The sequence below is a fragment of the Paenibacillus sp. GCM10023250 genome (genome assembly GCF_042653205.1).
GTDB lineage: Bacteria > Bacillota > Bacilli > Paenibacillales > Paenibacillaceae > Paenibacillus_Z.
On sequence record NZ_JBHSHY010000002.1, the window covers coordinates 118204 to 138708 of the forward strand.

Sequence of the window (20505 nt, forward strand, 5' to 3'; positions counted from 1 at the left end):
GTCGAATTGAATGTTGACACCAAGCGCCGCGGTGTTGGCAACGTTGCCATTTAGTTTGAGTTTCGCCGCCCGACCTCCTATACTTAGAACCGTGCAACGATCTTCACCGCCGAACGGTTGCAACAAGCGCGGAAGAAGGATCTACTAGAATAGAGGTGATGGCCATGACGGAGCTGACCAAGCCCGTATTCAAGAACGATTGGGCTGGCGTCCTGGAGCGGGAACTGGACAAGCCGTATTTTCGATCTATGCTGGATGAGCTATCGCGCCAGTATGAGCTGCAGACCGTGTACCCGATGCCGTCCGCGATATTTAACGCCCTTCATTATACGTCCTTCGCGGGCACGAAAGCGGTCCTGCTCGGTCAAGACCCGTACCATGGCCCCGGACAGGCGCATGGCCTCAGCTTCTCGGTGCTGCCCGGGGTGAAGCAGCCGCCCTCACTGCAAAACATGCTGAAGGAGCTGCGCGACGATCTCGGCTGCGCGATGCCGGATCACGGCTGCCTAATTCCGTGGGCACGGCAGGGCGTGCTGCTGCTCAACACGGCGCTTACGGTGCGCGGCGGAGAACCCGGTTCGCATTCGCGGCTCGGTTGGGAGCGATTCACGGATGCCGTCATCGGGGCGCTGAACGAACGCGAGCAGCCGGTCGTGTTCGTGCTCTGGGGCAAGCATGCCCAGACGAAGGAATCGCTGATCGATACCGGGCGCCATGTCGTCCTCGCTTCGCCGCACCCCAGTCCGCTCTCCGCGCGCAGAGGGTTCTTCGGCAGCCGTCCGTACTCCAAGATCAACGCCTGCCTGAAGCAAATCGGCGCGGAGGAAATCCGCTGGCCGCTGCCTTCGCTCGCGGAGCTGGAAGCGGCGGCGGCTGGCGAAGGCGCTTAACCGCACCGATTGCTTGCTTTAAGTCATAGATGATCTATTCTTTGGCACATGAGAGGGGGAGACGGCATGGGAGAGCAAACGGATAAGAAGCCCAAACCGGTCCGCTGGCTAAATCCCGCTTCGGGCTATTTGACCGGCTACGCCTATACGCTGAATCCGTACGTCGGCTGCGCGTTCGGCTGCTCGTACTGTTACGTCAGGCGGATGCCGGTCGCGTTGTTCCGGGACAGCCCGTGGGGCGAATGGGTCGAGCCGAAACGATTCGACCCGGACGCGTTCCGCCGGGAGTGGCGCCGGGCGCTGGCGAAGGGCGGCCTCACCGTGTTCATGTCGTCGGCCACAGATCCTTACCAGCCGGCCGAGCATGCCGAGCAGCTGACGCGGCGGCTGCTCGAGATCATGGCGGAGGAGGAGCCGCCGCAGTATCTGCTCGTCCAGACCCGCAGCCCGCTCGTGCTGCGGGACGCGGATCTGCTGCAGCGGCTCGGGGATCGCGTCCGGGTCAGCATGACGGTCGAGACGGACCTCGAGGCCGTCCGCAAGGCGTTGACGCCGTCCGCGCCGCCGCTAGCGGCACGGCTGCGGGCCGTCCGGGGGCTGCGCGAGGCCGGCGTGCGCGTGCAGGCGGCCGTGTCGCCGCTGCTGCCGTGCAGCGACGCGTTCCCCGCGCTGCTCGCGTCGTCGGTGGAACGCGTCGTCGTCGACGACTTCTTCCGCGGCGACGGAAGCGGCGGCAAACGCTCCGCGCAGCTGCGCATGGCCGACCGCTACCGCGAGCTGGGGGCGGAGGCGCAGTACGCCCCGGAAACGACGGACGCCTTCGTCCGAACGCTGAGGCAGGCCATGCCCGCAGGCGCCGTCTTTTTCGGGCAGGAAGGCTTTCTGCCCTGATTCGCCCGGCGCCGCCGCTGCTGCTGCTCCGCTGCTGCTCCGCCGCTGCTCCGCTGCTGCTGCTCCGCTGCTGCTCCGCTGCTGCTCCGCCGCTGCTCCGCTGCTGCTGCTCCGCTGCTGCTCCGCTGCTGCTCCGCCGCTCGCCGGAGGCGCCCGCGGCACCGCACGAAGAAGCCCCCGTTATCTGCGCGATAACGGGGGCTTCTTCGTGTTCGTGATTAGGGCTGGATCAGTTTCGCTGCGTATTGCCGTCGCTGCCGAGGATGCCCGTGGACCCGCCGGCCGCGGAACTGCCGGCCGAAGAGCCGGTGCCTGCGCCTTGGCCGCCCAGTACTGCTTTATAGGCGGACGAGACGTACGTGACCGCCTTCACCTGCGTGATGACCTGCGGATACATTTTGCCCTTCTCGGGATAAGTCGCTTCGACGTATACGATGGCTTGGTCCCCTTCGAACGCGATCGAAGCAATCCGGATGCCGTAGCCGGGATTCGGCGCCTGCGCGCTGACGGTCACTTCGTTCACGTCGGCCGAGACCGGCTTGGTGGAGAGCGTCAGATCGCCAAGCGGGAACGGCTGTTGCTCGGCCGGCGGTTCGATCGGCTCATGATCCGCCGCGAACCGGATCGTGTCGTACAGCCAGCCTGCGGCGTCGCCGCGCGTGATCATCGCCTTCGGCTTGAAGAGCTGCGTGTTGTCCAGCTTGGCGATGCCGGATACGAGCAGCCGCTGCACGCTCCCCATGTAGTCCGGATTCACCTTGGCTTCGTCCTTCAGGACCACGTAGAGGTCGATGAAGGCATAGTCGCCTTTCTTGAGCAGCGCCTGCATCAGGTGATGCGCGAACTGCTCGCGCGTCATGGCGTCGCTGGCTTTCGTGTCCCGCGGAATATCGAGCCCGTTCATAGCCGCGATAATGAAGGCGTTCGCGTACCAGGCATCGTCCTTCATATACGGAAAGCTGTCGGTCACCTTCGGTTCCTTGATGAAGTTGATGCCGTCCAGATTTAAGCCGAGCCCGTTCACGATCATCGAGATGCCCGCGGCATATGTCAAGCTGCCGTTCGGATCGAACGTATTCGTCTTCGGATCGCCCGACAGGATGCCGAGTTTTTGCAGCTCGGCGATTTTGGCCTCGTTCGGATGTCCTTTCGTATCCGAGAATGCCCAGACCGACTGCGTCAATCCCGCGATCAGCAGCAGCATGACGCTAAGCGCAACGATCGGTTTCTTCAATTCGTCCACCCCGTTTGCCAAATTATTGTAAAGCTTTGCATCTATGTAGACGCTTCCCGCTCCCGAAAGGTTGCACAGGCAGGAACGCGTCCGATCCGGCCCTTATGGCCGGATCGTGACGCGCGTGCGTATCGGCACGAGGGCGGACAGCGCGAGCACGTCATCGTTATACATGCGGATGCACCCGTGCGACACCTCCCGTCCGATCGAGCCGGGGTCGTTCGTGCCGTGGATGCCGTAATGGGGCTTCGAGAGTCCCATCCACAGGACGCCGAACGGTCCGCCGGGATTCGGCTGCTTGTTGATGATTTCGAACTCGCCTGTCGGCGTCCTCGTGACCATCCGGCCGATGCCGACCGGAAATCCCCGGACGACGATGCTGCCGTCCAGCAGGTAGAGCTGGCGGTCGGACAAATCCACGATGATGCGGTAGTTAGGCATGCTTCATTCCCTCCCGTTCGCCCTAGTCTATGTGCGTGCCGCGGACGGGGATTGGATGCGGGCGCCCGGATGGCTGAGAAGGCGATTCGGACGCGCCGCGAACGGTCGGAGACGGATCATCTGTCGATTCAAGCGGACGAGCGGCTTATCGAAGCACGTATATGCGTATGTTGCCCAAGCTGACGGGATAGAACGCGAAATTGACCGGTTACTCCTCCGCTTAGCTGCGCGTGAACGTCTAACATGCGAAGAACCCCCGCGAATGCCGATTCGCGAGGGTTCTGGTCATGAAAAAAAGCTCTTGATCGCTCAAGAACTTCGGTGGATGAGGATGGTGATCTGGACAGGGTTCGAACCTGTGACCCCTACCCTGTCAAGATAGTGCTCTCCCAGCTGAGCTACCAGATCACGATGAAAATGTTTCCTTCAGTAAGATAGATTATATAAGCATTTTAGGTAAAACGCAAGAGGTTTTACGAAAAAAATGGAGAACGGATAATGCGGAGCCCGTGGCGGATTTTTGGAAACCTGCCTGCATACGGTCGCCGCTTGAAGGCCATACTAATCTCTCGTATGGAAAGTCAATCCATGCGCCGCGTCCGGGGCGCCGGACGCGCGCATGCACGGGAGGGATCCGCGACACGATGATACGCACCATGATGAAAGGCGCCTTGATTTGGACGGCCGCGGCGGTTCTGCTGGCTTCATGCTCGGCGAAGGACGGCGCGAATGCCCAGAGCGCCGGGAACGTCATCAAGCTGAGGACGCAGGGAGACGCGACCGTCTTCGATTCCGAGCATATGAACCAGAACGGACGCATCTGGATTCCGGCCGAACGGGCGGCCGCGCTGCTCAATTACCGTTACGATCTCAAACCGGAAGCGAACGCGGCCACCATCGGCTTCAGCGACCCGCTCTATACGTTGGCCGCCGATTCCAAACGCGCGTCGATTGGCGATCGCGCCGTTATGCTCCGGGAAGCGCCGCGCATGATCGGGACATCGCTGTACGTCGAGCTGGGCTCGCTGTCCCAGCTGCTCGAGACGCCGGTCCGTTGGGACGCCCGCAGCAAGACGGTCGTCGTTGCGCCGCGCGAGGAGCCGGTGAAGCAGACGACGATGGACAAGCGCGGCTATTCGATGCGGGCCGCCGCGGCAGAAAGCCCGAAAGCTACGGAGGCGATCGCCTTCGCGAAGAAATTCATCGGTACGCCTTACCGGTTCGATGCCGACCCTTATGCGCAGAGCGACGCGTTCGACAGCTCGTCGTTCATGCAGCACGTATTCAAGCACGTCGGCGTCGAGCTTCCGAGAAGCGCCCAAGCTCAATCGCGGATCGGGCAAACCGTCGCCCGCGACCAGCTCGCCCCCGGCGACCTCGTGTTCTTCTACACGCCGGGCCGCTATGGCAGCCGCGAGATCGTCGGTCATGTCGGGCTGTATATCGGCAATAGCCAAGTCATCCAGACGTACGGCGAGCCCGGCGTGACGATCACGCGGATGGACGGGGATTGGGATAAACGCTTCCTCTTCGGCAAACGCGTGCTTTAACGCGTGCCCGAGAGCGAGGTATCTGCGCCAAATGTACGCCAAGAAGCCCATGCGCCGAGCGCATGGGCTTCTTGATGCGATGCAAGGTTCCCAATAGTCTTCGCGAAGTCTCCGCGAGCATTCTCCGAGCAAGTAGTAGCGATGCAATCTCTTCATATCCAATTCGTGCATTCGTGCCATCGGGCGAGCAGAAGGGGGAGGAATTGAAAGCAGCAAAAAACCCTTGATTTCTCAAGGGTTTTGATTGGTTTTAGATGGTGATCTGGACAGGGTTCGAACCTGTGACCCCTACCCTGTCAAGATAGTGCTCTCCCAGCTGAGCTACCAGATCATATGAGTTGCTCGTCTCAGTGACAAGTAATAATATATCAAACGGCGAAAACGAAGTCAACCACTTTTTTAAAAAAGTTCTATATGCGAAACAGCCCGCATAAGGTGTACTCAAATCAGTGATTTCGGGAGAGGCGGGATGTCTAATGGTGGAGGCTGCTGCCTATTTGACGGTTTGGCTGATCGGATTGTTCGGCATCGTCATTTTGGTTTGCGCGTACATGGCCAAGGTCGTCATCGACGATACCATGGATTATGACGAACGCTACATATGGATGCGGAAGCTGCCCTCGGAAGCGAGCGGCAAGCGCTAGCGCGGCGGCGATTGGGTTATATTCCTAGAGGAGCGGGTATACTACTTCCAGATGAACTTTTTTCCATAACCGGGAGTGGTTGCCATGAAACGATTGATTGCTGTGCTAGGTATAACGCTTTGCGCCGGCTGCGTGCAGTCCCATTCCGCCGTTAACGCGACGGTACCTCCCCAAGACGAATTGTTCGAAAGCGTGACCAACACCGTGTATCCGCAGGACCAGTCCGTGTTCGGCAGCGTGTACGATTCGGAAGAGGAGCCGCGCGACCTCGTGCCGGCCATGCCCGGAGAACCGCCTCCGGAGCAGCGGCAGCCGCCGCTCATGACCGTCGATTGAGTCCGTTCGAGTTCGCCGCCGCCGTCCGGGTGCCCCGCGCATCCGGACTTTTTTGGCGCCGCGGCATGCATAGCCGGTATCCCGCCGGGAAAGGCTACATACGCATTCCAATCGCGGGAAGGAGGAATTTTCGATGGCACGCATGCATCATCCCGTCGATGAAGCGGGAGGCGCGGACAGAGAGTCGTTCGTGGCGGCCCGGAAAAACGGTGACGGCGATCTGATGTCCTTCAAAACTTCGGCCGGCCGCGAGCTGAACTACGAGCAAGCGCTGTCCGCCGTGCAGAACGGCGAAATCGCCGGCGTCAACGCCTTCAAAGGGCGGGACGGCGAAACGTATATCCGCGGCGACGCGGACGGCGATCCGACGAACAACCTCGACCAGCTGCCGACGTATTGACGGCCGCATTCATGCGAAAAAGCCCGCGGAAGCGGGCTTTTTCATGTCCAGCGCTCTTAAAGCAGCGGCTCTTTCGGCGGGCAGGCGGTTAAAACCGGTACCGCTCATGCTGCTCGACGAAGCGCATGACGCCGGTCTTGCCTTCGTATTGCGGCTTCGTGTCGTCGTAATGCATGAGCCAGATCCGTTCCCGGATAGGGAGCGGCAGCGACTCGAGCTCCTCGAGCGTCGTATGGACGATGCCGGGCGGCTTCAGCTGGCAGTCGTGAAAGATCGTCCGGACGCCGCGCTCTTCGACGAGCGCGCGAAGCAGCCCGGGGTTGAAGGTCAGATCGGCCGAATAGAAGAAATCGTCGTTCAGTACGTACGAATAGCTGTTTTTATTCGGGATATGCGCGGTCCGAATCGGTTCGGCGGCAAGACCCGGCAGCAGCTCCGTCCGGACCCCGGGCTCGAGAAGCCGTACCTCGAAATAATCGTCCAGGGCAGCGAATTCGTCCTGCAGCAGGCCGCCCTTGAGCGACGTTTCCCAAAGCGGCCCGGCCAGCGGCTCCGGCACGAACAGCAGCGGCTTGCGCCCGATGGCGAATTTCATCCGGAAGGCCAGTTCCTCCAGGCCCCCGACGTGGTCGGCATGAATATGGCTGATCAGCACGGCATCGATATCCGCGAGCGGCTTGCCGAGCCGATGAAGCGACAGAGGCGCTGTAGTGCCGCAATCGAGCATCAGCGTATGCGAAGGGGCATAGATAAGCGCGTTCGTATTAAAATACGTCTTCGCGAACGCGCTCCCCGTTCCGAGCATTTGAATATCCAACGGACATCCTCCTAAGGGCAGTGTACATTTCAATTTATCATCTCCCGTCGGCAATGGAAAGAAAAACCGTAATTCCTCCACATAAGCCAGGCACACTTGTCAAGGGCCGTCATACGATAGCATGAAACGGAACTTAGAATGGCGGGTGCGGACAATATGGCTTCTGGCGGAAAAAAAGGAAAAGCGGCAAAGAAAAAATCGGCCTCGGACCGCAAACAGACGGTGCTCAAGATCGTGCTTTCGGATACATGCGCGGTGTGCAAGACGCCGTGCGGAAGAGGGATGCGGTACTTGGACCGCATGCGGCAGCCGGGCGCGATGGGCAAAGGCGTGCCATGCGTATTGACGCGGACGATCGTGTAAGGGGTTCATTCCTGGCCTCGTATTTCCCGGGCAAGCGCGGATTTCAACATAAAGCGACACCCCGGAAGAGGAAAAAACTTTTTCCGTTGGCGCAACTTTGGACGACTTGGCGAGTATAACCATTCATCCAGACCTACGGACGGAGGGTTTACTACCATGAAGTTCAGAAAGCTTCTGATTGCGTCGCTGGTGTTGTCCTTATGGGGCGGAACGATGCTGTTCGCGGACGGGGCATCGCAGCGCATCCGCGTCATCGTCAACGGCAGTGAATTGAACGACGCGGGCATATTTGCGGACGGCAAGACGTATCTGTCGGCGAGACAAGTCGCGAACACGCTGCAATCGCTCGTCCTCTGGGACGACGCCTCGAAGAAAGTGACGATCTACAAGCCGAACGTGCACATGTTCCTGTTCCAGGATACGACGATTTTCGGCAACGTCGTCAAGGGCAACAAGATCACGTTCAAGGTGTTCGCCCAGATCGACAACCTGCTGACCGACATCTCGGCCGTGAAGCTGACGATCGTCAATCCGAGCGGGACCGAGCAGGTGATCCAATCGAAGAGCGTTTCCATCGACAAGGATAACTTTTGGTACCGGACCGACGATTATACGTACACGTTCGATACGGCCGGCAAATATACGATTAACTTCTATATGAAAACCTCGTCCGGCGACGACTGGAACCTCGTGTCCCAGAAGACGATTACGGCCAAGGCAACCTGATCGCGCAAGCGCTTCTGCCCCCAGCGGCGGAGGCGCTTTCGTTTGACCCGAGGCATGTTACATGTTACGATACGAGAGAACGTATCTATGAATGGAAATGAGGGTCTACAATGAGTGATCACGTGCATGACGAGAACTGCAACCACGATCACGACCACGAAGAGCACGTATTCCTTGTCACGGACGAGGAAGGCAACGAACGCGAAATGGTCATGGTCTTCACGTTTGAGTCGGAAGATCAAGTATACTCCGTTCTGCTGGATCGCAACGATCCGGAAGCGGACGGCGTCATCTTCCGCATCGAAGAAGAAGACGGCGAGGCGTTCCTCGTAGGGATCGAGGACGACGCAGAATGGGATCGCGTGACCGCGATTTACGAAGAGATCGCCAAGCGCGAGAACGAAGCAAACAACTAAAACGAAAACTCCGCTGCCGACCGGCACCGGAGTTTTTTTAATGGACCGCTATGCGGTTTATTTGCGCGGATTATAGTAAATCGTTCGGCCGTTGAACAGCTTGAGCTCGGCCTTCAGCTGCTTGGCCATATATTTGCACAGCTCGTTCGCTTTGGCCTTGTCGCCGTGCGTGGCGGCATCCGGGAGCGTGACCTGCACATGGGATACGGCGGCGTCGCCGTTCGTCGCCGTTCCGACTCCGAACAGGATGTACTGGTACTGCGGCGTCGTTCCTTTCAAGTAGAACCAGCGGTCTTCCTCGCCCGGCTTCGTCTCGATCGTATACGGAAACGCGGCATCGGCATAGTCCCACTCGAGCTGCCGACCGGTCAGCCCCGTCTGCTCCTTATAGCGGTCGAGCCGCTCCTTGACGTCCGCGAGGCTGAGCGCTTCGACCGCGGAACCTTGCACGAACTTTATGTAAGCGCTTTGACTCATCATCGCCACCTCCAACCCCATCATAGCATCTCGAAAATCGATTGACAATAACCGGAAATCGTCCTGCAAAAATCCCCGGGCCCGCACGAATGGCGAGGGGCGCCGGGGATTTGTTCGCTAGGCGATGAAAGCCGAATTAAGAGATGGCTTCTTCCTCTACGATGACCTTGACGAATTGAATGCTGCGGTCCTCCGGCCCTTTCACCGGCAGTCCGACTTCGACGTGATCGACGATGTAGTCGATGTTCGGCTGCGAGATGACCTCGCCCGGAAGCAGGATCGGAATGCCCGGCGGATAGACGTAGATGAATTCCGCGATGATGCGGCCGGCGGATTCCTTGAAGGGCACGATTTCCGTATCGGCGTAGAACGCGTCGCGCGGCGTGAGCGAGAGATGGGGGATCTCCGGGATCTTGACGATCAGCTCGGCCGCCTCGTTCACCTGATGCTGTGCGGCCAGATCATGCAGGGCGGCGAGCAGCTTGTTGATGGAATCTTCCGTGTCGCCCGGCGTCACGAGCGCCAGGATGTTGTACATGTCGCTGAGCTCGACTTCGATGTTGTAATGCTCGCGCAGCCAGTTCTCCGTCTCGTAGCCGGTGATGCCGAGGTGGCGGATGTGAATCGTCAGCTTCGTCGGATCGTAGTCATAGGTGGCCTCGGTGCCGAGAATTTCTTCGCCGATGCAATAGAGACCCGGCATTTTGTTGATCTCGGCGCGCGCGTGCTTGGCCAGGTTGATCGCGCGTTCCGCGATGTCGTGGCCGTGAATGGCGAGGTTCCGGCGCGACGTATCGAGCGAGGCCAGCAGGATATAGGACGTCGACGTCGTCGTCAGCATGCTGATGATCGTCTGGACGCGCTTCTGGTTGATGCGCTCGCTGCGCACGTTCAGGATCGAGCTCTGCGTCATGGAGCCGCCGAGCTTGTGCACGCTCGTCGCGGACATGTCGGCGCCGGCCTGCATGGCCGACATCGGCAGCTTCTCGTGGAAGTGAATGAGCACGCCGTGCGCCTCGTCGACCAGCACGGGAATGTCGTAGCTGTGGACGAGGTCGACGATTTCTTTCAGATCCGCGCATATGCCGTAATACGTCGGGTTAATGACGAGTACCGCCTTCGCGTCGTGATGGCGGTCGAGCGCGCGCTGCACGGCGCGCGTCGTGATGCCGTGGTCGATGCCGAGGTTGGCGTCGCGGGCCGGCGAGATGAAGATCGGCCGGGCGCCGGCGAAGATGATGGCCGACATGATCGATTTGTGCACATTGCGCGGCACGATGATCTTATCGCCTGGCGAGCAGACGCTCAGGATCATCGTCATGATGGCGCCGCTTGTCCCTTGCACGGAAAAAAAGGTATAATCAGCACCGAACGCGTCGGCTGCCAGTTTCTGGGCTTCCTCGATGACGCCGGTCGGCTGATGCAGGTCGTCGAGCGGCGCTATATTAATCAGATCGATCGACAAGGCGTTGTCGCCGATAAATTCGCGGAATTCGGGGTCGCTGCCGATTCCCTTCTTATGTCCGGGAATATGGAATTGCACGGGGTCTTTTGCCGCATGCTCCCGCAGGGCGGTAAACAGCGGGGTCCGGGTATGATCCATGGTTTCATCCCAGCCTTTCATGTTGGATTGTTACAAACAAAGTTGAGTATAGCAAAATCGGGGGGGATTGCAAGCGGCTTTTTGGTTGAGACTAAAAGGGATAAAGGTGTATCCGGAAGCTAGGTTGGAAGGGGGACCGACATGGAAATCGCGAAGAGCTGGGGCGGCAGAAAAGTGCTGTCGTCGCCGTTCGTCATTCAACTGCTCGTCATCATGTATATGGTCGAATTCGTCAAAGGCGCGCTGCTCGTCTCGATTCTGCCGGTCTATATGAGAACGGAATTGAATTTGACCGCCTACGCGGTCGGCTGGGCGCTTGCGCTGCAATATATTGGAGACAACGCGTTCCGGTCGCCGCTCGGCTGGATCATCGATCGCATCGGTTACCGTTCTGTCATGCTGTTCGGCGTGCTGTTCACGAGTGCGTCGGTGCTGATCATCACCTTCGCGAGCGGCTTCGGCTGGATCGTGGCCGCCTGCCTGCTGCTTGGCATCGGCACGTCGCCGCTCTGGCCGTGCGTCATCAGCGGCGCCACGAACGTCGCCGGCAACGAAGCGAGCGGCACGATCATGAGCGTCGTCTACATGGCCTGGCTGACGGGCGTCGGCTGCGGGCCGATCGTCATCAATTTCTTCATTGTCCATTCGTACGCGCCCGCGTTCCGCGTCCTGATCGGCATGATGGTCGTCGTCGTGCTGGTGGCGCTCGCCCTGCCCGGCCGGACGCAATCGTTCGCGCTGGAGGCGCGCGACGCGAGCGCCGAATCGGAGCATCAGCATCTGCCGATGGCCGTCCGCGTGCGCCGCTATTTCGCCCGGGTCGGCGCTTCGCTGCATGCCAGCAAGCTGCTCTATCCGGCGATGTTCACCCAGAACTTCGCCCTCGGCCTGCTCACGCCGGTGCTCACGCAGTACGCGCGAACGGTGCTGCGCCTGACTCCGCAGGAGTACAGCCTGTATTTGGTCGCGGGCGGCGCGGTGACGGTGCTCGGGCTCATCCCCGTCGGCAAATGGGTCGATCGCTTCGGCACGCGATGGTTCCTGCACGTCGGCTTCCTCGTCGCGGCGTTCGCGCTCGGCTTGCTGGGCTATACCCGCGAGCTGCCGCTCGTGCTGCTGGTCGTCGGGTTCGTCGGCATCGGGTACGCCTGCATTATCCCCGCATGGAACGCGCTGATCGCGCAGGCGATCCCGAAGGCGGAGCGGGGAGCCGTATGGGGGTTCTTCCTCACGATCGAAGGACTTGGCATGGTCTTCGGCAGCATTATGTCCGGCAAGCTGTGGGACAAGCTCGGTCCGCACGCTCCGTTTCTGTTCAGCGGCGCCGTCCTGCTCGTCTTGTTTGTTCTTCATTTGTTCATAACAAGACACCGGACGGATGTGGTACGATGATCGGAGTGGAGGGAGTGCGACATGAACAGAGATAAACGTCTGGGCGTCGTCATGGTCATGCTGGTGACGACGTTCATCGGATTCGGGATTATTATTCCGGTTTTGCCGGAGCTTATCAAAGACGCAAGTCCGGGCTACGTTGATTTTCATACGGGCATGATGCTGTCGGTCTACTCGCTCGTCGCGTTCCTTATCTCGCCCTTTTGGGGCGGCCTGTCGGACCGCGTGGGACGACGGCCCGTCATTCTGATCGGCGTGCTCGGCTTCGCGGCCAGCTTCCTGCTGTTCGGCATCGCCGACGGCAGCCTGCCGATCATGTACGCGTCGCGGCTGCTCGGCGGCTTGTTCTCGGGCGCCGTCACGTCGGTCATCGTCGCGTACGTCGCGGACATCACGCCGCCGGACCGGCGGACGAAGGGCATGGGGCTCGTTGGCATGTCGATTGGCCTCGGCTTCACGATCGGACCGGGCTTCGGCGGGCTGCTCAGTCTCGTCTCGCGCAACACGCCGTTCTTCGCCGCGGCCGCCCTCGCGCTCGTCACGTTTTTCATCGCGGTGACGAAGCTGCCGGAGTCGCTGAAGCCGGAGTCGCGCCAAGGCGCGCGCGAGCGCAAGCCATCCAGATGGAGCGCCTTCACGGGCTCGCTCAAATACCTGTACGTGCTCGCGCTGTTCGTCTCCTTGTCGCTCGCCGGCTTGGAAGCGACGCTGCAGCTGTTCGGCTACCAGCGCTTCGACGTAACGCCGCTGCAGGTCGGCTTCATGTTCCTCGTCTGCGGCCTGGTCGGCGCGCTTATCCAGGGCGGCGTCGTGCGCAGGCGGATCCGCAAAGGCCAAGAGCCGATGTACATCGCGGCGGGCCTCGTCATCTCCGCCGCCGGCTTCCTGCTGCTCGTGACGGCGCACTCGCTGCTTGCCGCGACGGTCTACCTCGCGATCTTCGGCATCGGCAATGCCTTGATCCGCCCGTGCGTCACCTCACTCATCACGCAGAAGACGACGGTGGGCCAAGGCGTCGCCTCCGGGCTCAGCTCGTCCATGGACAGCCTCGGCCGGATTATCGGCCCGCTGGTCGGCGCTTCGCTGTTCCACGCGAACATCGCGCTGCCTTATGTGGCCGGGGGCGTGCTGTCGCTGCTGGCGCTGACCTTCCTGTACCGCTTCCGCGCGCTCGACCGCAAGCGGGAGGCGACGGAGCCGTCGTCGGCTTCGGCGTAAGCGCGGCCGAACGGAGTAGCCGCGCCCGCGCCGCGCGCGCTCGCCACGCGCGTGCTTGCCAGGACGGCATAGGCACCGGCCGCACGCAACCCAAAAAAGCTTCGCACGGTCTCCTCGGACCGCGCGAAGCTTTTTTTTGCGGGTATCGAAGGCCGCCCGTCAGGCCAGGCCCAGCCCGCGCATGACGAAGCGAATCGTCTCTTCGCGTTCGAAGTCGTCGTCCCAGACGGCATCCTCGCGTTCGCCGTACAACGTGCGGACGGCCACGTAGCCCATGATCGCCGACACGCTGAGGCGGACGACGGTCGTCGACGGCAGCTCCGCCATCTGGCCGTTGTCCTGGAACTTGGCGACGAGCTTGCGCAGTCGCTCCAGGACGAGGCCGAGCACGTCCCGCTGAAACCGCTCCTGCATTTCGGGATGGAACGGAATCTCCTGCAGCATGATTTTCAGGATATTGCGATGCTTGCGCAGAAATTCGATCCGGTTCTCGATCATCGCGCGCAGCACCTGGTCGTAGCTCTCGTACTCTGTATCGAGCACTTTATGGAAGCCGCGCAGCACGAACGGCGCGAGCAGCTTCGTCATCGCGGGCGCGACGATCGCGAGCAGCAGCTCCTTCTTCGTCTTGTAATGACGGAAGATCGTGCCTTCGGCCACGCCCGCGCGCTGGGCGATCTCGCTGGTCGAGGACGCGGCGTATCCTTTCTCGGCGAAGACTTCGATCGCGGATTGGACGATGCGCGACTGCTTCTCCGTCATTTTCGCACCCGCGACGTCGCTCTTCAATAACTCTTCGATCCATGCTTCCACCGTATCGCTCATGCCGCCAACTCCTTACCGCGCGCCAAAATGTCTTCTTGCTCCGCATGTTCGCTCCACCCCATCCTAGCACATCGCGAGGCGGCCGCGCGAATCAAATGGCGCGGTGCTTCTTCAAGGCCGCGACGTTCAGCAGGGCGAACGCCGCGGAGAAGCCGGCCAGCACCCACACGTCCGTCGCGATGCCGGACCAGCCTTCGCCGCGGATCATAATGTTCCGCATCGCGTCGGCCCCGTAATAGAGCGGCATGATGCGGCTCAGATGCTGCAGCCACGGCGTCATGGCGTCGAGATTGAACAAGCCCGAGAAGAATACCTGCGGCACGACGACGAGCGGGATGAACTGAATGATCTGGAATTCGTTGCTCGCGAACGAGGACAGCAGCGTTCCCAGCGTCAGCGCCGTCAGCGAGAGCAGCAGGTTGAGCAGCAGGACGTACCAGATCGAGCCGTCCATGTAGAGGCCGAGCGCGTCGATCGAGAACCAGGCGATCAGGGCTGCCTGCAGCAGCGTGAACAGCCCGAAACCCGCGAGGTAGCCGAGGACGACCTCGGACCGGCGGATCGGCGTCGCGAGCAGCCGCTCCAGGGTGCCGCTCGTGCGCTCGCGCAGGAACGACACGCCGGCGAGCAGGAAGACGAAGAAGAAGGAAAAGAAGCCGATGAGCACCGGACCGAACGAGTCGAACGAGGCCATGTCCGCGCTGCCGTGCAGGTAGGTCACCGCGGGCTGCGAGGACGGCGAACCGGCGCTCAGCGCGCGCTGGAGCAGCAGCAGGACCGATTTGTTCACGGACGGGTCGCTGCCCTCCAGCCGGAGCGCGGGCGCTCCGCCCTCGAACGTCAGGTACGCGTCCAGCTTGCGGGCCAGGAGCGCGTCCTCGGCGGCTTGCCGGCCGTCGTAAAGGACGGCGTCGGCGCCGGCTTGCTCGAGCTGGCGTTCGATGGCCGCCGACGGCGCCTGCACGAGCCCGATCGCCGGCTCGATCGTATTGCCGTTGAACACGAGCTTCATAAGGCCGAGAATGAGCAGCGGGGCAAGGAAGAGCAGCGCGAGCGTCCGCTTGTCGCGGAGAAACTGGCGAATGATGCGGATGGCCAAGGCGCGGATTCTCATGCGCGCGCACCTCCCCCTAGGGCGATGAACGCGTCTTCGATGGAGGACGCGCTGCATTGCCGCATAAGGTCTTCCGGCGTGCCGACCGCCGTCAGCCTGCCGTCGCGGATGAGGCCGAGCCGGCCGCATAGCTCCGCTTCGTCCATGACGTGCGTCGTCAGCACGATCGTCGTGCCGCTGCGGCGCATATCCCCAAGCTCGCGCCAGATGGACCGGCGCAGTACGGGATCGATGCCGACGGTCGGCTCGTCGAGCACGAGCAGCTCCGGCTCGTGCAGCAGCGCGATGGCGAGCGAGAGCCGGCGCTTCATGCCGCCGGAATAGGCGGAGACGGCTTTGTTCAGATGCGCCTCCAAGTCGACGAGCGCCATGGCCGCCCGGATGCGTTTCGCGAGCCGCTCGCCCTTCAGGCCGTACAGCGAGCCGAAGAACGCGAGGTTCTCCTTGGCGGTCAGCTCTCCGTAGAGCGCGTCGGACTGCGCCATGTAGCCCAGCCGCTTCAGCATCGCGAGCTTGGGCATCCGTTCGCCGAGCAGATGGACGGTGCCGCCGTCGGCGCGGTCGATGCCGGTCATCAGCTTGATCAAGGTCGTCTTGCCGGAGCCCGAAGGCCCGAGCAGGCCGAACAGTTCGCCGGCTCCGACCTGAAGCGAGACGCCGTCCAGCACCGTCCGGCCGCCGAAGCGGCGCGAGACGCCGCGAACGTCGACGACGGAAGGAGAAGGAGCTGCCAAATCGGACATGAAATCACGCCTTTCCGAATAATGAGTGATTACTCACATTCATCATATGCGCATATACCCGATTTGTGAAGTGAGTAATCACTCGCTTTTTCGGCGGCCAAGCTGTTTTTTAAGACGGCGCGTCCGAAGAGGTTTCGAGCGGGGCTTTGTTTCGTTGCGGGCCGCGCGCGAGCGAGACGGCGAAGACGATCAGTATGGGCAGCACCGCGCACGCCATGCCCCAGAGAGGGTGGATGACCGTGACCTCGTACGCCCATTTCGTCTCGCCCCGCGTCATCGCCGCGAGCGACACGGACGCCATGAACAGCGCGAGCGGGAAGACGAGCATGCGGTCGTTCTTCAGCTTGAGCAGCTGCGCGCACGTCTGGTGCGCGGTGAATAGTACGAGCGTCGTCTTCATGAACGAAGCGAGAATGAGCGAGTATCCGATGAGCGCTTCGAGCCGCGAGAAGACGTCGATCAGGTCGACGGACCGCGCGACCTCGAAGAGAGAGTACTTGCGGTCGCCGGCGATCGGCCCGAACACGAGGATGGTGACGGCCGTCGTGCCCGCCAGCGAGGCGGCGTTCACGATCACCGCGAGCAGCGCCTTGAACTCGAAGTGCTTCCCGAAATCGGGCACGAAGCAGAGCAGCATGGCGAACAGAACGACTTCGCCGTACGGAAACCCGTACGAGAAATAGAGCCCTTGCAGCAAGGGCTTGACGCCGTCCGGCAGGACGGGAAACAGGTGACCGGGATTGAAGTTGTTGACGGACAGCAGGATGATGAGGACCACGAACAGCATGACGCTGCCCATCAGGATGGGGAACAGGCCGGCCATCTTGTCCATGCCCGCGCGAACGGACAGGGCGGCGACGAGAAAGGAGAGGAGCACGAACCAATAGCCATCCGTATTGCGCATCATGGAGCTGTTCAGGAACATGGCGATGTCGAGCACGATGGCCGCGCCCATATGGATCTGATAGTACAGCAGCATGAGGGAGAAGAGCACGGCGACGGGCGCGCCGACGACGCTCCGGCTGTACGCGACGAAGTTTTGGCCGGGGTAGCGCTTGGCCAGCAGGATCACCGGCAGAATCGTCAAGATGCCGCCGGCGGAGGCGATGAGAATGCTGATCCAGGCGGCATTGCCCGCGAATTGGATCATCGGTCCCGGAATGTTGACGATGGACGAGCTGGTCAAATAGACGAACAGCAGGAGCGCCGCTTGATTGGCCGTGATTTTCATATTCATCCGCGTCCCCCTTTCGCTTTGAACCATTTATTCAGCGCGTCCGCCATCGGGCCGAACAGCGCGTTGGCGGAATCATAATACGTAGGCAAGCGAAACGCGCCCGCGGCATGCGCCATGTGGTACAAGGTCAACGCGAGCAGCAGACCGTACGTCAGCTTCGTCCTGACGGGCCGCGGTCCGTCGCCTTTGCCGTCGATGTAATTGACCAGCAGCATGCCGGCGAGGCATACGATCACGAGCGCAACGAACATGGTCTCACTTCCGTTCGTCTTGGTTTGGCTGCAGCAGCGTGCTGCCTGTCTCCGTGCCGTGCGTGGCGATGACGGTCTCGACCTCGACCTCGCAGTCGAGCTTGGCGAAGCGTTCCGCCCAGTCCGGCTTCCATTTGCGCCACAGCTGCGGGTCGCGTCTGTAGATTTCGTTGCCGATGCCGAGCAGATCCGCTTTCTCCTGCCGCAGGCGGGTCATCGCGCTTAGCATCTGCTGCCGGATGGCCGCGGAGATTTTGTCCTCGTACGCTTGCTCCTGCCGTTCGTTGCCGAGCGTCGTGCAGGACAGCTCCAAATTGGCGACGGTCGCGCGAATGCGGTACCGCACCTTGACGCCGTCCTTGCCGAACGCGACGGTGCGATGGTTGTCGAACTGGAGCATCTCGGCCGCTTCGTCGAGCGGAACGCCGCCGTTCTCGTCCTCGCTCCCGCCGTCGCCGGCGTTTCCGCCGGACGCGCATGGAATTTCGATGATGCCGTTCGTGTAGCGGTTCATGAGCATGAGCAGTCCTTCCGTCTCCTGGCCGTCGAACCGGCCCGTCATGAGACCGTTCTTGACGATCGCGAGTCCCGCCACGCCGGGCTCGGATCCGGTTTGCCGCTCGTCGAGCTTCAGATACGGGATCGCGCCGACCTGCGATTCGCTGCGCAGCTGCAGCGCCAGCTCCAGCAGGTTCGTACCGATCGTTTTGCCGCTGTACAGGTGCTCGGACCGCTCGCTCAAATAATATTGCTGGCTCACCGTGTTCTCGATGAAAGGCCGCTGATCGAAGTAGTCCGACGCACGGCCCTTCGTGATCATAAGCGTGATCGTCAGCCGCGGTTCGTTGTCCCGGTAGAAAATATCGAGCAGCTGCGTCACAGGAATTTTCCGGGCGATCCGCTCGCTCAGCAGGATGACCCGCGTATGGCTGAACTGGGCTTTGCGCCCGAGGTGGATCGTGACGTCCCGGATTGCTTCCATGACGGACGTATCCTTCGTGCGCACGTTGACGTACGGCGTGCCGCTCTTGCCCCGCGAGGCGACCGTCTGGGACGGTTTATAGATTTGAAACGTGACCAGCACCTGGCCGCTGCCCGCATCGTCGATGCCAACGCCCATGACAAAGCCTTTCTCGGGCAGCTCCGCACGGTCGCCGCAGCCGGAGACGGCGATGCCGCAGCACAGCAGCAGCGCCGCCAGGGCCATGAACCGTATCCGCATCATACCCATGTGTATCTCCTCCACGTCCCGGCTGCCGCGGCCTAGCGGGTCCTCTTCGACCGCGTCTGCCGGGCTTCGCTTTGTTTCATCAGCACCTTGAGCGGTTTTCGCACGACGGTATTCTGCAGCTCGCCGACCGTCCACGGCGCCAGCGGCTTCAGGTATGGCACGCCCAGCGACTTTAGGCCGATAAGATGGATCCACATGAGGGAGAACCCGATGATGAGCCCGAAGATGCCGAGCAAGGCCGACAGAATCATCAGCGGCAGCTGGAGCAGGCGCAGCGAGACGGCCAAATTGTATTGGGGCAGCGCGAACGACGCGATGCCGGTCAAGGCGATGACGACGACCATGCTCGGCGAGACGATGCCGGCGTTGATCGAGGCTTCGCCGACGACGAGCGCGCCGACGATGCTGACGGCCGACCCGACGGGGCGCGGCAGCCGGATGCCTGCTTCCCGCAGAATCTCGAAGATGAAGACCATGATGACCGCCTCCAGGAAAGCCGGGAACGGAATGCCTTCCCGGGCATCGACGACGGCGAGCAGGAGCACGGTCGGGATCATTTCCGGATGGAACGTCGAAATCGCGATATACAGGCTCGGCAGGCCGAGCGCGATCATAAGGGCGGTGAACCGGAGGATGCGAATGAAGTTGGCCATCAGCGTGCGCTGGTAAAAATCTTCGCTCGACTGCAGCAGCTCGAACAGCGTGGTCGGGCCGATCAGCACGCTTCCCGTGCCTTCGACGAGCACGATGATTTTGCCGTTCAGCAGGGCGGAGGCGGCGACGTCCGTGCGCTCCGTGTACCGGAACTGCGGGAACGGCGTCCACGTGCGCTCCTCGAGGACGTCCTCGATATAGCTCGTCTCCAGCACGTCGGCGTCCGGCAGCTGGCTGATCCGGTCCACGAAGGCGTCGAGCGCCTCCTGCCCGACGGCGCCTTCCATATAGCCGAACGCGACGGTCGTGCGCGCGCTGCCGCCGGTCTGAATGAAATTGAATTTGACCGCGGAGCTCTGTACGCGCGTCCGGATCATGCCGATGTTCTTCTTCAGGTTCTCGACGGTCGATTCCCGTGGTCCTTGAACGACGGGCTCCGTGACGGGCTCGTCCACCTGCCTCGTCTCGAACCGGCCGGCGCGGAAGCACAGCGCCCGGCTCCAGCCGTCGATGAAGATAATGAGGCAGCCGCTCAGCACGAGGCGTTCGACATCCTCCAGCTCGTCGACGAGCGTGGCGGATTCCTCCGAAGCGACGTGGTTGCTGAACTGCCGGATGATCATGTCCGGCGTCACTTCGGTGCCGTCGCCGACTTCGTGGGCAACGAGATCTTGAAGCAGGTGTTTGAAAAAATTGCTGCGCTTGTCCAGCACGAGCGTGTCCAGATAGACCGAGAGCGCCTTCCGGGTGAGCTTGGGACCGTAATTCCAGCGGAACAGGACCAAATCCGAGCATGGATTGAAGCGGGAACGGATATACGCCAAATTGCGGTCCATGTCCGTAAATATCGGTACTGGCATAAGCTCCCTTCCTTTCCAGCGTTCGCTTGATTAACAGCGTTCCAAACGGAGCCGGTTTTTATGCATTGGACGGCATGCCGCGCTGCGGGACGCGGTTCCGTCTCCGTCTCCGTCCCAGGTCGGGGATAAAGACTGGTCTCGAGACGTTTACGGTCCTCCCTTCCGGGAAGGTAGACTTTAACGAGGAGTTCC

At 61.3% G+C, this 20505-nt stretch carries 23 protein-coding genes and 2 tRNA genes; 11 read left to right on the top strand and 14 right to left on the bottom strand.

All coding sequences use genetic code 11. The annotated features are described in order from the left end of the window. The first annotated feature begins 164 nt into the window (after nt 1-164). On the top strand, nt 165-890 hold the full coding sequence (locus ACFPB1_RS03460; RefSeq protein ID WP_379221936.1) for a uracil-DNA glycosylase: 726 nt from the start codon (nt 165-167) through the stop codon (nt 888-890). Nucleotides 891-956: 66 nt separating this feature from the next. Beyond that, the gene (locus ACFPB1_RS03465; RefSeq protein WP_379221938.1) at nt 957-1781 is read left to right on the top strand and encodes an SPL family radical SAM protein; all 825 of its coding nucleotides are present in this window, start codon (nt 957-959) and stop codon (nt 1779-1781) included. A gap of 229 nt (nt 1782-2010) precedes the next feature. Here the strand turns inward: ACFPB1_RS03465 and ACFPB1_RS03470 are convergent, their stop codons facing one another. The 3 genes from ACFPB1_RS03470 to ACFPB1_RS03480 all read right to left on the bottom strand — a co-directional run bounded on the left by ACFPB1_RS03470 (nt 2011) and on the right by ACFPB1_RS03480 (nt 3864). Next, nucleotides 2011-3015, bottom strand: a complete 1005-nt coding sequence (locus ACFPB1_RS03470; RefSeq protein ID WP_379221940.1) for an S-layer homology domain-containing protein — start codon at nt 3013-3015, stop codon at nt 2011-2013. Nucleotides 3016-3117: 102 nt separating this feature from the next. Further along, complete coding sequence (locus ACFPB1_RS03475; protein WP_379221942.1) at nt 3118-3456, bottom strand: L,D-transpeptidase; 339 nt, start codon at nt 3454-3456, stop codon at nt 3118-3120. 332 nt (nt 3457-3788) lie between these two features. Then, nucleotides 3789-3864: transfer RNA gene (locus ACFPB1_RS03480), tRNA-Val, on the bottom strand. Nucleotides 3865-4100: 236 nt separating this feature from the next. Between ACFPB1_RS03480 and ACFPB1_RS03485 the strand changes: the two genes are divergently transcribed. Next, nucleotides 4101-5006, top strand: a complete 906-nt coding sequence (locus tag ACFPB1_RS03485; protein WP_379221944.1) for a C40 family peptidase — start codon at nt 4101-4103, stop codon at nt 5004-5006. 255 nt (nt 5007-5261) lie between these two features. Here ACFPB1_RS03485 and ACFPB1_RS03490 read toward each other — a convergent pair. Then, nucleotides 5262-5337 (bottom strand) — tRNA-Val (locus ACFPB1_RS03490). Between the two features lie 145 nt (nt 5338-5482). Between ACFPB1_RS03490 and ACFPB1_RS03495 the strand changes: the two genes are divergently transcribed. From ACFPB1_RS03495 to ACFPB1_RS03505, 3 genes are all read left to right on the top strand, one after another. After that, nucleotides 5483-5650: a hypothetical protein gene (locus ACFPB1_RS03495; protein ID WP_379221946.1), complete on the top strand. Its 168-nt coding sequence runs from the start codon at nt 5483-5485 to the stop codon at nt 5648-5650. 84 nt (nt 5651-5734) lie between these two features. Beyond that, complete coding sequence (locus tag ACFPB1_RS03500) at nt 5735-5986, top strand: hypothetical protein (RefSeq protein WP_379221948.1); 252 nt, start codon at nt 5735-5737, stop codon at nt 5984-5986. Between the two features lie 133 nt (nt 5987-6119). Continuing rightward, nucleotides 6120-6386, top strand: coding sequence for a DUF3892 domain-containing protein (locus ACFPB1_RS03505; RefSeq protein WP_379221950.1), 267 nt, complete (start codon nt 6120-6122; stop codon nt 6384-6386). 88 nt (nt 6387-6474) lie between these two features. Here ACFPB1_RS03505 and ACFPB1_RS03510 read toward each other — a convergent pair whose 3' ends face one another. Next, nucleotides 6475-7191: an MBL fold metallo-hydrolase gene (locus tag ACFPB1_RS03510; RefSeq protein WP_379222379.1), complete on the bottom strand. Its 717-nt coding sequence runs from the start codon at nt 7189-7191 to the stop codon at nt 6475-6477. A 168-nt stretch (nt 7192-7359) separates the two neighbouring features. On the opposite strand from ACFPB1_RS03510, the gene ACFPB1_RS03515 reads away from it, so the two are divergent. The 3 genes from ACFPB1_RS03515 to ACFPB1_RS03525 all read left to right on the top strand — a co-directional run bounded on the left by ACFPB1_RS03515 (nt 7360) and on the right by ACFPB1_RS03525 (nt 8708). Next, nucleotides 7360-7566: a hypothetical protein gene (locus ACFPB1_RS03515; RefSeq protein WP_379221952.1), complete on the top strand. Its 207-nt coding sequence runs from the start codon at nt 7360-7362 to the stop codon at nt 7564-7566. A gap of 156 nt (nt 7567-7722) precedes the next feature. Continuing rightward, complete coding sequence (locus ACFPB1_RS03520; RefSeq protein ID WP_379221953.1) at nt 7723-8292, top strand: stalk domain-containing protein; 570 nt, start codon at nt 7723-7725, stop codon at nt 8290-8292. Between the two features lie 110 nt (nt 8293-8402). After that, on the top strand, nt 8403-8708 hold the full coding sequence (locus ACFPB1_RS03525; protein WP_379221954.1) for a DUF1292 domain-containing protein: 306 nt from the start codon (nt 8403-8405) through the stop codon (nt 8706-8708). Between the two features lie 57 nt (nt 8709-8765). On the opposite strand, the gene ACFPB1_RS03530 is transcribed toward ACFPB1_RS03525, so the two are convergent. Together ACFPB1_RS03530 and ACFPB1_RS03535 are read right to left on the bottom strand one after the other, a co-directional pair. Continuing rightward, entirely contained in the window at nt 8766-9185 is a 420-nt protein-coding gene (locus tag ACFPB1_RS03530; RefSeq protein ID WP_379221955.1) for a DUF1885 family protein, read from the bottom strand. 136 nt (nt 9186-9321) lie between these two features. Beyond that, nucleotides 9322-10788 carry an aminotransferase class I/II-fold pyridoxal phosphate-dependent enzyme gene (locus ACFPB1_RS03535; protein ID WP_379221956.1) on the bottom strand — a complete coding sequence of 489 codons (1467 nt, stop codon included), beginning with the start codon at nt 10786-10788 and terminating at the stop codon, nt 9322-9324. A gap of 141 nt (nt 10789-10929) precedes the next feature. Here ACFPB1_RS03535 and ACFPB1_RS03540 point away from each other — a divergent pair, with 141 nt between their 5' ends. Together ACFPB1_RS03540 and ACFPB1_RS03545 are read left to right on the top strand one after the other, a co-directional pair. Then, nucleotides 10930-12180 (top strand): MFS transporter, encoded by a 1251-nt coding sequence (locus ACFPB1_RS03540; RefSeq protein WP_379221958.1) that lies wholly within the window; start codon nt 10930-10932, stop codon nt 12178-12180. A gap of 21 nt (nt 12181-12201) precedes the next feature. After that, nucleotides 12202-13398 (top strand): MFS transporter, encoded by a 1197-nt coding sequence (locus ACFPB1_RS03545; RefSeq protein WP_379221960.1) that lies wholly within the window; start codon nt 12202-12204, stop codon nt 13396-13398. A 159-nt stretch (nt 13399-13557) separates the two neighbouring features. Here ACFPB1_RS03545 and ACFPB1_RS03550 read toward each other — a convergent pair whose 3' ends face one another. From ACFPB1_RS03550 to ACFPB1_RS03580, 7 genes are all read right to left on the bottom strand, one after another. Beyond that, nucleotides 13558-14223 (bottom strand): TetR/AcrR family transcriptional regulator, encoded by a 666-nt coding sequence (locus ACFPB1_RS03550; protein ID WP_379221962.1) that lies wholly within the window; start codon nt 14221-14223, stop codon nt 13558-13560. A gap of 91 nt (nt 14224-14314) precedes the next feature. Next, the gene (locus ACFPB1_RS03555) at nt 14315-15337 is read right to left on the bottom strand and encodes an ABC transporter permease (RefSeq protein ID WP_379221964.1); all 1023 of its coding nucleotides are present in this window, start codon (nt 15335-15337) and stop codon (nt 14315-14317) included. Then, the gene (locus ACFPB1_RS03560; protein ID WP_379221966.1) at nt 15334-16080 is read right to left on the bottom strand and encodes an ABC transporter ATP-binding protein; all 747 of its coding nucleotides are present in this window, start codon (nt 16078-16080) and stop codon (nt 15334-15336) included. The genes ACFPB1_RS03555 and ACFPB1_RS03560 overlap by 4 nt, the downstream gene beginning before the upstream one ends. A gap of 109 nt (nt 16081-16189) precedes the next feature. Continuing rightward, nucleotides 16190-17317 carry a GerAB/ArcD/ProY family transporter gene (locus tag ACFPB1_RS03565; RefSeq protein ID WP_379221969.1) on the bottom strand — a complete coding sequence of 376 codons (1128 nt, stop codon included), beginning with the start codon at nt 17315-17317 and terminating at the stop codon, nt 16190-16192. After that, nucleotides 17314-17568 (bottom strand): hypothetical protein, encoded by a 255-nt coding sequence (locus ACFPB1_RS03570; protein ID WP_379221971.1) that lies wholly within the window; start codon nt 17566-17568, stop codon nt 17314-17316. The genes ACFPB1_RS03565 and ACFPB1_RS03570 overlap by 4 nt, the downstream gene beginning before the upstream one ends. A gap of 4 nt (nt 17569-17572) precedes the next feature. Further along, the gene (locus ACFPB1_RS03575) at nt 17573-18799 is read right to left on the bottom strand and encodes a Ger(x)C family spore germination protein (RefSeq protein ID WP_379221973.1); all 1227 of its coding nucleotides are present in this window, start codon (nt 18797-18799) and stop codon (nt 17573-17575) included. Between the two features lie 32 nt (nt 18800-18831). Then, complete coding sequence (locus ACFPB1_RS03580) at nt 18832-20313, bottom strand: spore germination protein (protein WP_379221975.1); 1482 nt, start codon at nt 20311-20313, stop codon at nt 18832-18834. Nucleotides 20314-20505 lie beyond the last annotated feature (192 nt).

Excerpts from the sequence above, each read along its gene's own strand:
- ACFPB1_RS03460 (WP_379221936.1), top strand. The coding sequence starts at position 165 with ATGACGGAGCTGACCAAGCCCGTATTCAAGAACGATTGGGCTGGCGTC.
- ACFPB1_RS03465 (WP_379221938.1), top strand. The coding sequence starts at position 957 with ATGGGAGAGCAAACGGATAAGAAGCCCAAACCGGTCCGCTGGCTAAAT.
- ACFPB1_RS03475 (WP_379221942.1), bottom strand. The coding sequence starts at position 3,456 with ATGCCTAACTACCGCATCATCGTGGATTTGTCCGACCGCCAGCTCTAC.
- ACFPB1_RS03485 (WP_379221944.1), top strand. The coding sequence starts at position 4,101 with ATGATACGCACCATGATGAAAGGCGCCTTGATTTGGACGGCCGCGGCG.
- ACFPB1_RS03495 (WP_379221946.1), top strand. The coding sequence starts at position 5,483 with ATGGTGGAGGCTGCTGCCTATTTGACGGTTTGGCTGATCGGATTGTTC.
- ACFPB1_RS03500 (WP_379221948.1), top strand. The coding sequence starts at position 5,735 with ATGAAACGATTGATTGCTGTGCTAGGTATAACGCTTTGCGCCGGCTGC.
- ACFPB1_RS03505 (WP_379221950.1), top strand. The coding sequence starts at position 6,120 with ATGGCACGCATGCATCATCCCGTCGATGAAGCGGGAGGCGCGGACAGA.
- ACFPB1_RS03510 (WP_379222379.1), bottom strand. The coding sequence starts at position 7,191 with ATGCTCGGAACGGGGAGCGCGTTCGCGAAGACGTATTTTAATACGAAC.
- ACFPB1_RS03515 (WP_379221952.1), top strand. The coding sequence starts at position 7,360 with ATGGCTTCTGGCGGAAAAAAAGGAAAAGCGGCAAAGAAAAAATCGGCC.
- ACFPB1_RS03520 (WP_379221953.1), top strand. The coding sequence starts at position 7,723 with ATGAAGTTCAGAAAGCTTCTGATTGCGTCGCTGGTGTTGTCCTTATGG.
- ACFPB1_RS03525 (WP_379221954.1), top strand. The coding sequence starts at position 8,403 with ATGAGTGATCACGTGCATGACGAGAACTGCAACCACGATCACGACCAC.
- ACFPB1_RS03530 (WP_379221955.1), bottom strand. The coding sequence starts at position 9,185 with ATGAGTCAAAGCGCTTACATAAAGTTCGTGCAAGGTTCCGCGGTCGAA.
- ACFPB1_RS03535 (WP_379221956.1), bottom strand. The coding sequence starts at position 10,788 with ATGGATCATACCCGGACCCCGCTGTTTACCGCCCTGCGGGAGCATGCG.
- ACFPB1_RS03540 (WP_379221958.1), top strand. The coding sequence starts at position 10,930 with ATGGAAATCGCGAAGAGCTGGGGCGGCAGAAAAGTGCTGTCGTCGCCG.
- ACFPB1_RS03545 (WP_379221960.1), top strand. The coding sequence starts at position 12,202 with ATGAACAGAGATAAACGTCTGGGCGTCGTCATGGTCATGCTGGTGACG.
- ACFPB1_RS03550 (WP_379221962.1), bottom strand. The coding sequence starts at position 14,223 with ATGAGCGATACGGTGGAAGCATGGATCGAAGAGTTATTGAAGAGCGAC.
- ACFPB1_RS03555 (WP_379221964.1), bottom strand. The coding sequence starts at position 15,337 with ATGAGAATCCGCGCCTTGGCCATCCGCATCATTCGCCAGTTTCTCCGC.
- ACFPB1_RS03560 (WP_379221966.1), bottom strand. The coding sequence starts at position 16,080 with ATGTCCGATTTGGCAGCTCCTTCTCCTTCCGTCGTCGACGTTCGCGGC.
- ACFPB1_RS03565 (WP_379221969.1), bottom strand. The coding sequence starts at position 17,317 with ATGAATATGAAAATCACGGCCAATCAAGCGGCGCTCCTGCTGTTCGTC.
- ACFPB1_RS03570 (WP_379221971.1), bottom strand. The coding sequence starts at position 17,568 with ATGTTCGTTGCGCTCGTGATCGTATGCCTCGCCGGCATGCTGCTGGTC.
- ACFPB1_RS03575 (WP_379221973.1), bottom strand. The coding sequence starts at position 18,799 with ATGGGTATGATGCGGATACGGTTCATGGCCCTGGCGGCGCTGCTGCTG.
- ACFPB1_RS03580 (WP_379221975.1), bottom strand. The coding sequence starts at position 20,313 with ATGCCAGTACCGATATTTACGGACATGGACCGCAATTTGGCGTATATC.